We start from the raw sequence: 12716 nt of genomic DNA on the forward strand, positions 1-12716 counted from the left end.
CGGACACGCGTCGTGTAGCGCCGATCCAGCGCGTTACACCGCTCTACAAAAATCTACTTCGTACAGGTGGCGGTTGTAGAGAATGCACACCAACTCGACAACGAATACCCAAATGGAGCGGCTACGCCGCACTCATCCTCACGGGTCCCCCTTCTCGCCGAGCTGGACGTCGACGTGGACGTGGTCCACGTGGCGCAGGATCTCGTTGTCAGGGTCGACGCCGATGGACGGGGGCTGGTAGCGGGCCCAGCCGCCCTGGGAGTCGCTGATGCTCCAGATGCGGTCGTCGAAGATGATGTTGGCGAGGTGGAACTGCTCGGCGTGGGCGACCAGCCAGTGGGCCAGCAGCCAGCCTTGCCGGCGGTTCTCCTCGCTGACGGGCCGGAAGAACACGTCGACGGCCGCGCCCAGGTAGTGGGCGGAGTCGGTGCCGTGTCCGGAGGTGAGGCCGCCGGGCTGGAACCCGCCCACGCTCTGCTCGCCGAAGGTGTCGGTCACGGCCGTGAGGACGGCCTCGGCGCGCGGCGTCAGGCCGCTGGCGGAGAATTCCTCCGATTCCAGGCCCTCGGTGGTGGCGGCGCGGCAGGTGAGGCTGGGGCCGGCGTCCTCGGGTGGCCCTTCGCGCAGCCGCTCCAACACCGCCGGGTCGATCCCGGAGGTGTCGGGGCCCTTGCCTCCGGCGGCCTCCAGGGCCACCGCCGTTGTCGCCCGCCGTGCGTCCTCCACCGACAGCCCCACCGAGGCGCCGTCCTCGCCGGTGCCGATGTGCACGGAGCACGGCGGATCGGGCCGGGCGACCGCTCGTTCTGGTTCGGTTCCGGTCCCGCTCAACGATCGGGACAACACCAGGTAGGCCCCTGCGGCGAGGACGATGACCGCCGCCACTGCAACCGCGAGCCTGCGTATGCGACCGGTGAGTGCGCTCATACTCCGGACGGTAGACACGCAGCTCACAGGGGCCAACGCGGCATTCCGGTCATGACGGAAGCCTGACTCATCCCTTGCGATATCTAACCTCACCCATACAGGTAGGGATTTTCCGGACACTTCGGGTCAACTGGGCGACAGGAGCCCTCGACGGCGGGGGCACGGGGGACGGTGGAGCCGACGTGACCGGGCGTGAGAGCGTGGCCGTGGTGGCGGCGCCCGGGGCGGTCGTGCTGGTGGTGCCGGGCACCGGTTCGGTGGTCGGTCTGGTCTGAGGGCGCGCGGGTGCGGCCCGGTGGCCGGCGGTGGTGAGGGAAGGTGCTGCGGGGTGCGTCGTTCATACGTGGTGACCGGTGGGGGCCGGGGCGTGGGCCGGGCGGTCGTGGAGCGGCTGGTGGGCGAGGGGGCCCACGTGGTGGCCGTGGAGAAGGACGGCGCGGCACTGGAGTGGATGGACGGCCACCCGGAGCGGGGGCGGCTCGTGGGGGTGGCGGGGGACGCCGGTGATGAGGCGGTGGCCGAGCGGGCCGCCGATCGCGCCGAGGAGCGGGGGCCGCTGGCGGGGTGGGTGAACAACGCCGCTGTCTTCCGGGATGCGTCGGTGCATTCCTCGCCGGCGGGGGAGGTCCTGGAGCTGATCGGGTTGAACCTCGCCCCCGCTGTGGTGGGGTGCGCGGTGGCCGTGCGGCGGTTCCTGGCGCAGGGCGGGCGGGGGGCGGTGGTGAACGTGTCGTCGCACCAGGCGCAGCGGGCGGTCCCCGGGTGTGTCCCCTATGTGACGGCCAAGGCGGGCGTGGAGGGGCTGACGCGCGCGCTGGCGGTGGAGTACGGGGCGCGCGGGGTGCGGGTGAACGCGGTGGCGCTGGGGTCGATCGCCACGGAGCGCTACGCGGAGTTCCTGGCGGGGCGTTCGCGGGCCGAGGCGGCGTCCATCGAGGCGGAGATGGGGCGGCTGCACCCGGTGGGCCGGGTGGGCCGGGTGGAGGAGGTCGCGGGGGCGGTGGCGTTCCTGCTGTCGGAGGAGGCCGGGTTCATCAACGGCGCGACGGTGCCGGTCGACGGCGGCCGGGGTGTGCTGGCGCGCGATCCGGAGTCCCATGACCTGCCGGGCGGGGACGGCGCGTCCTAGCCCGGGATAGGACGCCGGCGGGGCGTCGTGAGCCGGTGCCGTTGCCGGTGCGGGTGAGCGCGGGCCGGGCCGGTGGAGCGACGGCGGGGGGAGGGGCGGACGGCGCTGGGGCCGGGCCCTCCACGGGCCCGGCCCCAGCAGGGCGACGGTTCGGTCCGCGTCCGGTCCTAGGGGCGGACGAGGACGATGGAGTTGATGGGGGTCATGTTCTTGTCGATGTAGGAGTTGGGGCTGAGGAAGCCCTCGCAGCCGGTGCCGTTGTAGCCGGTGCAGGTGCGGGCGGTCGCGCCGCCGGTCTGGTTGTTGAAGACGTAGTGCTGGCCGACCATGTTGGTGAGGTTGTGGGCGCCGTAGGTGTAGAGGACGAGCTCGGGGCGGTCGTTGTTCCACCCGGCGTCCTGGGGGTAGACGCAGACGGCGCCTGAGGGACAGCCGCGCGTGTCCGCGGTTTGGGCGGCGCTGGCGCCGGCGGCGCCGATGGTGGTGAATGCTCCCACGGCGAACATGAGTACCGCGGCCTTGGCGATCTTTCGCATGATTCTCCCCGTTGTGAATTCGGTGCTTCGGCATGCGGAACAGCCCGGTCGGCCCCCGGCGTTGTGGGCTGATTGCTGCCGTCGCGGGAATTCTGTAGGAAACACCGCGGCGGGGCCATGTCATTCGGTCTGGGGCGAAAGTCCCTGGCTGGGCGCGGGTTTCGCGCGGGTGTTCGATGGCCGGAGGTGTTCTCGGGGATGCGAGATCGGGAATGCGATCGCGATCGTGCCGGTGGGGGAAGGGGCCGGTGGAATGGCCGTGCACAATGGCGGTGGGCCCTGTGGGAATGGTGTCGCGGAATGGGCGATGGTGCGCTGATCGCCGGATTCGGGTCGGATTGCGTGCGGGTCAGTCGGGCAGGAGGCGCTCGATGAGGGCCTGCCAGCCTTCGGCCAGGGGGTGGTTGTCGGTGGCGGGGTCGACGTCGCTCATCGTCAGGTACAGCATCAGCGGGCCTTCCAGGGCGCTGGTGAGCTGGACGGCGAGGCTGTCGACGTGCGGCAGGGGCGGGCGGGCCTGGCCGAGCAGCATGCGGATGTGGGGCAGGGTCATGCCGGCCGGGCCGGCCGCGGCCGGATGGGTGGGGTCCATGGCCGCGCGGACGATGGCGTAGTGGGCGATGAGGAAGGGGATGCGGGCGCGCCCGTAGGCGATCAGGCGCCGGCGGGGGTCGGCGCCGGGGCCCAGGGGCGGCGGGCCGGCCAGGACCTGTTCCTGGAAGCGGACTTCGTCGTGCTCGATGAGGGCCCGGAAGATCCCGGCGCGGGTGCCGAAGCGGCGGAAGACGGTTCCCTTTCCCAGGCAGGCGCGCTCGGCGAGGGCGTCCATGGTGACCTTGTCGGCGCCGTGCTCGGCGATCATCGCGCGGGCGGTCTCCAGCAGGTGCTCGCGGTTGCGTGCGGCGTCGGCGCGCTCGGTGCGCGGCTTTCCGAGGGGGACTATGGGCACGTTCACACCCGGTAATCTACCCGGCGTTCGCTAACCGGGGTAAAGTCCGCTTATGCTCGGTGTGGCCGCCGGGTCCCCACCCGCACGGCCCCGCATCGCCCACCGCACCCTGCGGACCTGCACACCCTGGAGAAAAGACCGCCATGCACCTGTTCCGACTGGACGCCAGCATCCTGCCGACCTCCTCCACCACCGGCGAGATCGCCGACCGCGCCGAGGCCGAGTGGCGCGCCGCCCACCCCGAGGGCACCGTGACCCGCCGCCACCTGGGAACCGACCCACTGCCCGGCGACGCCTGGGCGCTGGCCACCACGGCCGGCTTCACCCCCGAGGCCGACCGCACCCCGGCCCAGACCGAGGCGCTCGCGCTGGTCGCCGAGCTGGCCGCCGAACTCCAGGACGCCGACGCCGTGATCCTGGCCGTGCCGCTGTACAACTACGGGGTCTCCCAGCACTTCAAGACCTGGGCCGACCTGGTGATCGCGGGCGCGGGCGCCGGGGTCCCGGTGCTCAAGGGCACCCCGACGGTGGTGGCCACCGCCCTGGGCGGCGGCTACGGCCCCGGAACCCCGCGCGAGGGCTGGGACCACTCCACCCCCTACCTGGAGCGCATCGTCGGCGACGTCTGGGAGGCCGACCTCACCGTCGTCAAGTGCGAACTCACCCTCGCCGCCACCACGCCGGCCATGGAGGGCCTGCGGGGCCTGGCCGAGCAGGAGCACGCCCAGGCCCTGGCCGCCGCCGGCGAGGCCGGGAAGGTCCTGGCCGGGGTCTAAGCCCGGCGCCGCCCCGTCCCGCTCGCCCACATGGTTTCGGCCGGGCCCCGTTGGGGGCCCGGCCGAAACCACGCCATGCGGTCAGCGCAGGCGGGACTCGACGGCCTCGATGATGCGCGGGCGCAGCTCGGCGGCGCTGATGACGGCGTCGACGGAGCCGACCTCCACCGCGCGGCGGATGTCGTGCACGCGGTCGAACTCCGCGGCCACCTCGCCCAGCTTCTCCGCGCGCACCGAGGAGCGCAGCTCGTCGAGCTGGGCGGTCAGCGCGGCGCGGTCGGCGCCGGAGGCGGCGGCGATGCGGGCCTCCAGGTCGCGCACGCGCGCATCGGCGGCGGTGCGGGCCTTGACGTCGCCGGCGAAGACCACCGCGGCGGCCGGGGCGCCGCCCAGCACCGAGGCGTAGGAGCCCTCCAGCGCCAGGACGGTCATCTGGGGGTTGAGCGCCTTGGAGAACACGACGAAGGCGCCGCCGTGGTAGCGCGAGATCACGCAGAACACGATGGGGCCGCGGAAGTTCACGATCGCGCGGCCGATCTCGGCGCCGTACTCCAGCTGGAGTTTGCGCATGGATTCGGGTGAGCCGTCGAAGCCCGACAGGTTGGCCAGGACCACCAGGGGCCGGTTGCCGCTGGCGGCGTTGATGGCGCGTGCGGCCTTCTTCGAGGAGCGGGGGAACAGGGTGCCGGCGGTGTAGGTGTCGGGGCCGTCGGTGGGCGGGAAGCCGCGCCGGGACACGGTGCGCGATTCGATGCCCAGCAGGCAGACCGGGATGCCGCCGAGGTGGACGTCTTGGACGGCCGCGGTCTCGGCGTCGGCCATGCCGGCCCAGCGCTCCAGGACCGGGTGGTCCTGGTCGGAGAGGGCGCGCATGACGGTGCGGATGTCGAAGGGCTTCTTGCGGTCGGGGTTGGCCTGGGCGGAGAAGATCTCGCCGACGGTGGTGAACTCGCTGCCGGCCACGGTGTGGGGGAAGGCGGAGACGTCGCGGTCGGCGGGGTCGGCGGTGGCGGCGCGGCGCGGCGCGCTCTCGCCGGGGGCGATGTAGGTGTGGGCGTAGTGGGCCATGAGGACGTCACGGGCCGCGGTGAGGCTGGGCGCCCAGTACTGGGCCTGGCCGTTGGGGCCCATCACGCGGTCGTAGCCGCCGATGCCGAAGTTGTCCTCGGCCGAGACGCCGCCGGAGAAGTCGAGGGACTGCTTGCCGGTGAGCACCATGGCGGAGTCGGGCGTCATGACCAGGATGCCCTTGGTGTGCATGAGCATGGTGGCTTCGGCGTTCCAGTAGGGCTGGGCGCCGACGTTGATGCCGGCGACGACGATGTTGATCTCGCCGCCGTCCTGGGTGAATTCGACGATGCGCTTGAGGGCGGCGGCGACCCAGTCCATGTTCTCGGTGCCCGATTGCATGGAGATGCGGGCGCCGGAGGACAGGGCGTACCACTCCAGGGGCACCTGCATGGCCTCGGCCAGGTCGAGTGCGGCGATGACGCGGCGGCACTCGGGCTCGGAGAGGGCGCCGAGGGATTTGGTGGGGTCGCCCAGCAGGACGACGCGGGTGATGCCGTCGGGGTGCAGGGGGGTGGGGGTGGTGACGACCCCGGCGACGATGGCGGCGCTGTTGCGGCCCTTGGGGCGGTCAACGGGGACGAGCCGGTGGTGGTCGTCGAGGTCGTGTTCGGTGAAGCCGCCGAGCAGGCCGGTGAGCTCGTAGGGGTAGACGGTGTTGCGGGCGGCGGCGCGCAGGACCTTCTGCCGGTAGTCGTCGACGGGCTGGACGGGCTCGTCGGAGGGGGCGCCGACGGTGACCTCGGCGCCGCCGGTGGCGTCGAAGCCGATGCGCACGGCGATCTTGGTGAGGTCGCCGGTGGTGCGGTCGCGCTGGCGGGCGATGAAGAGGATCTCCTCCAGGCCGGCGCCCTGGGTGGTGGGCAGGACGCGGCGGGTGATGGTCTCCAGTTCCTCGCGGGTGATGTCGCTGGGCGGCCAGACGTAGATGACGATGCGGTTGGTGGTGGTGGGCTTGGTGGAGGGGCGCAGTGAGCGGGCGCGGCGGATGGCGTCGAGGCAGGCGGCGACGGTGTCCTCGGCGGTGGGCAGGGAGACGAGCCTGCCGTCGTTGTCGCGTAGTTCGGTGAGGTCGCGGACCTGGGCGAAGGCGGCGAGGCGGTCGTCGGCGGGGTTGTCCTTGGCCACGCACTGGAAGAGGTAGACCTCTTCGTCGAAGGACGGCAGCCGGGTGAGGTCGAACTCGCGCAGCCGTTCCAGCTGCATGCGCTGGGCGATGTAGGGGTGCAGGCCGCGGATGAGGCGGTGCTCGGCCATCTGGGTGGGGGAGGGGCGGAAGGTGAAGTGGTGGTGCATGACCGCGCCGCCGCGGCCGGCGACGGTGGTGGTGAGCCGGCGGATACGGGCGGGCAGCGGGTGGGTGGTGACGGCCTCGTGCAGGGCGGCGGCCATGGCGTCGGGGTCGGTGGGCTGGTTCTCCCAGGCCAGGTAGATGTCGGCGTCGATGGGGTCGCTGCCCTCGGCCGATGCGGCCAGGCCGCGCAGGGCGTGGGGCAGGGCGTCGAAGGCGACGGCGGTGGAGACGATGCAGGAGCCGGCGCGCTGGGCGGCGACGAAGGTGGTGCCGTCGATGTGGCGGGTGCGCAGGTCGGTGAGGCCCTTGTTGCCGTAGTAGCGGCGGGTGAGGACTTCGAGCATGACCGCGTTGTCGAGGTGGTGGCGGACCAGGCGCTGGCCCAGCAGCCGCACCAGCGGCTCGGTGCTGCGCACCATCTCGGCGATGCGCTGGGCGCGGTCGGGGGAGTCGGGGTGGGCGTCGAGGTGGCGCAGGTGCTTGCGGACGTCGGCGTAGACGCGGGCGCGGTTGCGGCGCAGCAGGGGGCGGCCGAACCAGGCGAAGACCACGCCGCGGGCGAGGTCGGCGATGGTGGGGAAGCGGACCTGGGTGGCGGCGATCAGCCGTTCCAGGGCCAGGCCGGCGGGTTCGCGCAGGTCGGTGTCGGGCGGCGGTTCCCGCAGCCAGGTGCGCAGCAGGGTGGTGACGATGGTGGCGTCGGTGGAGGCGCGCTGCTGGGCGAGGAAGATCCGGAAGACCGCGGCCTCGAGCCGGGGGGAGCGTTCCAGGTCGGTGACGCCGTAGTGGGCGTGGGCCGTGGCGAGTTTGGCCTGGAAGGCCTCGGGCAGCCCGGCGCGGTCGACGTCGAGGCTTTGCAGGTAGGTGTGGAAGTACTCGCGGGCGCTGTGGACGTGGGCGTCCTCGGGTGCGTCGTCGCCGGTGGGGCGGTTGCGGCTGAGATCGGCGAGGTCGGCGAAGACGCCGATGAGGTGGAGCTCGGCGGCCAGGGGCCGGTGGCCGGCGGCGGTGGCGGCCTGGCGTGCGGTGAGGTAGCCGTCCAGGAGGCGGTGGGGGTCGTAGGGGTCGGGGTCGAAGCCCAGCAGCAGGTTGGCGAGGTCCTCGTGGCCGCGGGCGGTGCGCTGGTGGGGCGCGAGGTCCCGGGGGGCGGGCGGCAGGTCGAGTTCGACCGCGGCGGCGGCGGTGTCGGGGGTGGCGGTGTCGTCGAGGGGTTCCAGGCGCAGCAGGGCCGCGCCGGTCTCGACCTGGCTGCCCACCGCCACCGCGCATTCGCTCAGCCGCGCGGCGAAGGGGGCCCGCAGCACGGTCTCCATCTTCATGCTCTCCAGCACCAGCACGGGGGCGCCGGCCTCGACCTCGGCGCCGACCTTCACCGGCGTGGCCACGACCAGCGCGGGGGTGGGGGAGCGGACGACGCCGCCCTCGTCGCGGCTGATGCGGTGGGTGACGCCGTCGACCTCGACGAGGTGGGTGGGGCCGTGCGCGCTGGTGAGCAGGCGGTAGCGGGTGCCGTTGACGACGATGCGCCCGGTGTGGGTGTCGAAGCGGTCGAGTTCGACGTCGGCGGTGGCGATGTCCTCGCCGGCTTCGACGCCGACGCGGAAGCGGTGGGCGCCGGTGCGGGCGACGCGCACGCGGTAGGCGGCGCCGCGGAGTTTGAGGGCCAGGGGCCGGCCGCTTTCGTGCTGGACCTGGGGGCGTCCGCCGAAGGCCGTGGAGAGCAGGCGCTGGCGTTCGACGCGTTCGTCCTCCTCATAGGCCTCGATGGCGGCGGCGGCCAGGGCGACGGCGGAGTGGCGGTGGGAGACGAGGCCGCCCTGGGCGCGGGTGCGGTCGATCCACCCGGTGTCGGCGCTGGCGTCGATGACCTCGGGGCGGTCGAGGAGGTCGAGGACGAAGCTCTTGTTGGTGGCGCCGCCTTCGATGATCACGGTGGTCTGGGCCATGGCGCGGCGCAGCCGGCCCAGGGCTTCGTCGCGGTCGCGGCCGTGGGCAATGATCTTGGCGATCATGGAGTCGAAGTCGGCGGGGATGGTGTCGCCTTCGCTGACGCCGGTGTCGACGCGGATGCCGGGGCCGGCGGGCAGGTCGAGGCGGGCGATGCGGCCGGGGGAGGGCGCGAAGTCGCGGTCGGGGTCTTCGGCGTTGAGGCGGGCTTCGACGGCGTGGCCGCGCTCGGCGGGCGGGCCGCCGGAGAGGCGGCCGCCGCCGGCCACGTGCAGCTGGGCTTTGACCAGGTCGTAGCCGGTGGTGGCCTCGGTGATGGGGTGCTCGACCTGGAGGCGGGTGTTGACCTCCAGGAACGCGAACAGTTTGTCGCCGGCGTGGTAGAGGAATTCGACGGTGGCGGCGCCGCGGTAGCCCACGGCCACGGCCAGGCGTTCGGCCGAGGCCTTGAGTTCGGCCGCCTGTGCGGGGGTGAGGACGGGGGAGGCCGATTCCTCGATGACCTTCTGGTTGCGGCGCTGCACGGAGCAGTCGCGCACGCCCAGGGCCCATGCGGTGCCCTGGCCGTCGGCGATCACCTGGACCTCGACGTGGCGGGCGCCGGTGACCAGGCGCTCCAGGAACACGGTGGGGCTGCCGAAGGAGCGGGCGGCCTCCTGGCGGGTGCGCTCGTAGGCGTCGGTGAGGTCGGCCTCGGCGGTGATGACGCGGATGCCGCGCCCGCCGCCGCCGGCGGTGGCCTTGAGCATGAGGGGGTAGCCGATGTCGCCGGCGGCGGCCAGGGCGTCGTCGAGGGTGTCGACGGGGCCGCGGCTCCAGGGGGCGACGGGCACGCCGACCTCTTCGGCGATGAGCTTGGCGCCGATCTTGTCGCCGAGTTTGCGCATGGCCTCGGCGCTGGGGCCGACGAAGGTGACGCCGATGCGCTCGCACAGTTCGGCGAAGGCGGGGTCTTCGGCGACGAAGCCCCATCCCACCCAGGCGGCGTCGGCGCCGGTGGCCACCAGGGCGCGCTCCAGTGCCGCCAGGTCGAGGTAGGGGCGGGCGGAGGCGGGGCCGAGGTCGTAGGAGAGGTCGGCTTCGCGCACGAAGGCGGCCGTGCGGTCGACGTCGGTGTGCAGGGCGACGGTCTCGATCCGTGTGCCGGTCTCCGCGGCGATGTCGCGTGCGGCGCGGATGAGCCGCATGGCGGCCTCCCCGCGGTTGACGATGGCGATGCGGCTGAACACCCGAGCGTGCCCTTCTCCTAGACCAACGGTGCGCCGGGACACGGCGGTCCCGGCAGTATTCACCCTTCCGTCTGCGGGGCGGCGGCGCCATGTCGCAGACCTCGCACGATGGGCGCCTGGAGTTGTGGGAATCGTCCAAAAAGGCGCCGGCCGGCCGGCGGGCCGGTCCGGATGCGGCCACCGGCGGGCAGGGGGTGTGGTGGCCGTCACACCCGCTGGAGCGGGGTGCATACTCTGGGAGGACGGGGCCGGGAGCGGGGGCGGGCCGGTCCGGAAAAAAATCTCGGGCCGGGTGTCGATGGGGCCCCACCCTGTTCGTCGTCATGGTGTACGGCGATCCCGCCGTGCCACATCCGACACGAACACGAGGGGAATCGGTCCATGAAGTACATGCTGCTGATCCACGCCGGGGCGATCGATGACAACGGCGGCGCGGCCGAGTGCACCGTCGAGGACTGGATGGCCTACGACAAGACGGTGCGCGATGCGGGGATCCTGGTCGCGGGGGAGTCGCTGACCGACCTGGTGACCGCGACGACCGTCCGGGTCGGCCCCACGGGGGAGCCGACCATCACCGACGGGCCCTTCGCCGAGTCCCGTGAGGTTCTCGGGGGGTTCTACGTCATCGACGTGCCCGACCTCGACACCGCGCTCGACTGGGCCGCCCGCTGCCCCGGAGCCCGCGGCAGCGGCGCGGTCGTGGTGCGTCCCGTCGCCGACTTCGGGGCCTGAGGGCCGTGGACGGGGGAGACCGCCACGACGCGCCGCCCGCGGCAGCGTCGGTGGAGGCGGTGTTCCGTGAGGAGCACGGCCGGCTGCTGGCCTCCCTCGTCCGCCGCTTCGGCGACCTTGACCTGGCCGAGGAGGTCGCCTCGGAGGCGATGGAGGCGGCGCTCGTGCACTGGCCGGTCCAGGGCGTGCCGGCCCGGCCCGCGGCCTGGCTGCTGACGACCGCACGGCGCAAGGCCGTCGACCGGCTGCGGCGCGATCAGGCCTACGCCGCCCGGCTGGCCGTCCTCCAGGTCGAGGCCGACCGCGCCGGCCCGGCCGCGCCCGCCGACCTCGACGGCGACCTCCCCGACGAGCGGCTGCGGCTGTTCTTCACCTGCGCCCACCCGGCCCTTGCGGCCGAGGACCGTGCGGCCCTGACGCTGCGCTGCCTGGCCGGGCTGACGACCCCGGAGGTCGCGCGGGCCTTCCTGGTGCCCGCGGCCACGATGGCCCAGCGGATCGTGCGGGCCAAGCGGAAGATCCGCCAGGCCCGCATCCCCTTCCGCGTGCCCGGCGCCGACGAGCTGCCCCGGCGCCTGCCCGGGGTGCTCCAGGTCGTCTACTCGATCTTCACAGAGGGCTATGCGGCCAGTTCGGGTCCGTTGCTGCAACGGCTCGACCTCGCCGAGGAGGCGATCCGGCTGATGCGGATCCTGCGCCGGCTGCTGCCCGCTGAGCGTGAGGTCACCGGACTGCTCGCGCTGATGCTGCTGGTCCACGCGCGCCGCGCGGCGCGGACCGGCCCCGGCGGAGAGATGGTGCTGCTGGCCGACCAGGCCCGCGACCGCTGGGACCACGCGATGATCGAGGAGGGGCGCGGCCTGGTGCTCGCCGCGCTGAGCGGCGGCCCGGCCGGCCCCTACGCCGTGCAGGCGGCGATCGCGGCGGTGCACGACGAGGCCGCCGATGTGGCCACCACCGACTGGCCGCAGGTGGTGGCCCTCTATGACGTACTGCTCGTCCTCGTGCCCTCGCCGGTCGTCGCGCTCAACCGTGCGGTGGCCGTGGCGATGCGCGACGGCCCGGCCGCGGGGCTGGCGCTGCTGGACGCCCTGGCCGATGACCCCCGGCTGCGCGGCCACCACCCCTACCCGGCCGCGCGCGCGGACCTGCTGCACCGGCTCGGCCGCCTGCCCGAGGCCGCGGCCGCCTACCGGCACGCACTCGCACTGGCCGGCACCGACCCGGAACGCGCCCACCTGCGCCGCAAGCTGACCGAGGTCGAGGCGCCCGGCCACGACGACGCGACCGGCGCCTGAGAGCACGACCCGCAGGCGGGTCCGTGCCGCCAGGCCGCCCAGCGGCGGCGGAGCGGGGGCGGGGGCCGAGTTCTGGCAGACTCGTGGCCGCGATCCGCCCGCCGGATCGGCCCCCTGCCGAGACTGGAGAGACCTGCTGTGAGTCCGCGACCGCCTGATATCGACGGCCTGTTCACCGACGGGCGCGCCTACGACCTGCGTCACATTCGTGAGGGCCTGGCCGCGACGATCCGGGTCGTGACCGGCGCCGATCTGCACCTGCCGAGCGGCCGGGTGGTGGCCTGCGAACCGGCGACGGCGTTTCCCAAGGGCGCGCAGCGCCACGCGTTCATCCAGCGCGCGGAGCCGGGATCCTATCCCGTGGAGTTGGCCGTGGCCGATTACCACCGGTCCGGCCCCCGCGGCAGCAGCCTTCCCTATGTCGCCGCGGCCCGGATCGTCGTCCGGGATGAACCGGTGGCCGCGTGGCGGCTCGCCCTGCTGGAGGGGCAGGACGACACCGCCCTGGCCGAGGACGAGTTCTACGGCTACCCCGTGGACGGCGGAATGGGCGCGCTCGGCTCACCCGAGGCGTTCGACTCCCCCGATGCCGTGGAGGACCTCATGTGGGAGGCGGATTCCCTTGAGGATTTCGATACCGCCGGGGTCTACACCAACGCGGTCACCGGCCACAACGTGGTGTTCTTCCACACCGGCGAAGGCGACGGCCATTACCCGACCTGGGTCGGCTACACGGCCGGCGGCGCGGTGGCCGGCTTCGCCTCCTGCTTCATGACGCTCAGCGCCGACCGATGAGCGCCCGCGCGATCGGCTCCGCGGACACGCGCGGCC

The 12716-nt window shown here is 73.3% G+C and carries 9 protein-coding genes; 5 read left to right on the top strand and 4 right to left on the bottom strand.

Annotated features, from left to right (window positions below):
- Positions 1 to 138 precede the first annotated feature (138 nt).
- Entirely contained in the window at positions 139 to 927 is a 789-nt protein-coding gene (locus ACFOVU_RS16530) for a hypothetical protein (protein WP_378534582.1), read from the bottom strand.
- A gap of 328 nt (positions 928 to 1255) precedes the next feature.
- Between ACFOVU_RS16530 and ACFOVU_RS16535 the strand changes: the two genes are divergently transcribed.
- Positions 1256 to 2056, top strand: a complete 801-nt coding sequence (locus ACFOVU_RS16535) for an SDR family NAD(P)-dependent oxidoreductase (protein ID WP_378534584.1) — start codon at positions 1256 to 1258, stop codon at positions 2054 to 2056.
- Positions 2057 to 2223: 167 nt separating this feature from the next.
- On the opposite strand, the gene ACFOVU_RS16540 is transcribed toward ACFOVU_RS16535, so the two are convergent.
- Together ACFOVU_RS16540 and ACFOVU_RS16545 are read right to left on the bottom strand one after the other, a co-directional pair.
- Complete coding sequence (locus ACFOVU_RS16540; protein WP_378534586.1) at positions 2224 to 2592, bottom strand: hypothetical protein; 369 nt, start codon at positions 2590 to 2592, stop codon at positions 2224 to 2226.
- Between the two features lie 349 nt (positions 2593 to 2941).
- The gene (locus tag ACFOVU_RS16545; protein ID WP_378534587.1) at positions 2942 to 3547 is read right to left on the bottom strand and encodes a TetR/AcrR family transcriptional regulator; all 606 of its coding nucleotides are present in this window, start codon (positions 3545 to 3547) and stop codon (positions 2942 to 2944) included.
- A 137-nt stretch (positions 3548 to 3684) separates the two neighbouring features.
- Between ACFOVU_RS16545 and ACFOVU_RS16550 the strand changes: the two genes are divergently transcribed.
- Complete coding sequence (locus ACFOVU_RS16550; protein ID WP_378534589.1) at positions 3685 to 4317, top strand: FMN-dependent NADH-azoreductase; 633 nt, start codon at positions 3685 to 3687, stop codon at positions 4315 to 4317.
- Between the two features lie 81 nt (positions 4318 to 4398).
- On the opposite strand, the gene ACFOVU_RS16555 is transcribed toward ACFOVU_RS16550, so the two are convergent.
- Complete coding sequence (locus ACFOVU_RS16555; RefSeq protein WP_378534591.1) at positions 4399 to 9855, bottom strand: ATP-binding protein; 5457 nt, start codon at positions 9853 to 9855, stop codon at positions 4399 to 4401.
- Between the two features lie 381 nt (positions 9856 to 10236).
- Here ACFOVU_RS16555 and ACFOVU_RS16560 point away from each other — a divergent pair, with 381 nt between their 5' ends.
- From ACFOVU_RS16560 to ACFOVU_RS16570, 3 genes are all read left to right on the top strand, one after another.
- A complete protein-coding gene (locus tag ACFOVU_RS16560; protein ID WP_378534593.1) occupies positions 10237 to 10587 on the top strand; it encodes a YciI family protein in 351 nt (116 codons plus the stop codon).
- Positions 10588 to 10592: 5 nt separating this feature from the next.
- Entirely contained in the window at positions 10593 to 11885 is a 1293-nt protein-coding gene (locus ACFOVU_RS16565) for an RNA polymerase sigma factor (protein WP_378534595.1), read from the top strand.
- 138 nt (positions 11886 to 12023) lie between these two features.
- The gene (locus ACFOVU_RS16570) at positions 12024 to 12680 is read left to right on the top strand and encodes a DUF4241 domain-containing protein (protein ID WP_378534597.1); all 657 of its coding nucleotides are present in this window, start codon (positions 12024 to 12026) and stop codon (positions 12678 to 12680) included.
- The last annotated feature ends 36 nt before the right edge of the window (positions 12681 to 12716 follow it).

This window comes from Nocardiopsis sediminis, assembly GCF_042650565.1.
Taxonomy (GTDB): domain Bacteria; phylum Actinomycetota; class Actinomycetes; order Streptosporangiales; family Streptosporangiaceae; genus Nocardiopsis_B; species Nocardiopsis_B sediminis.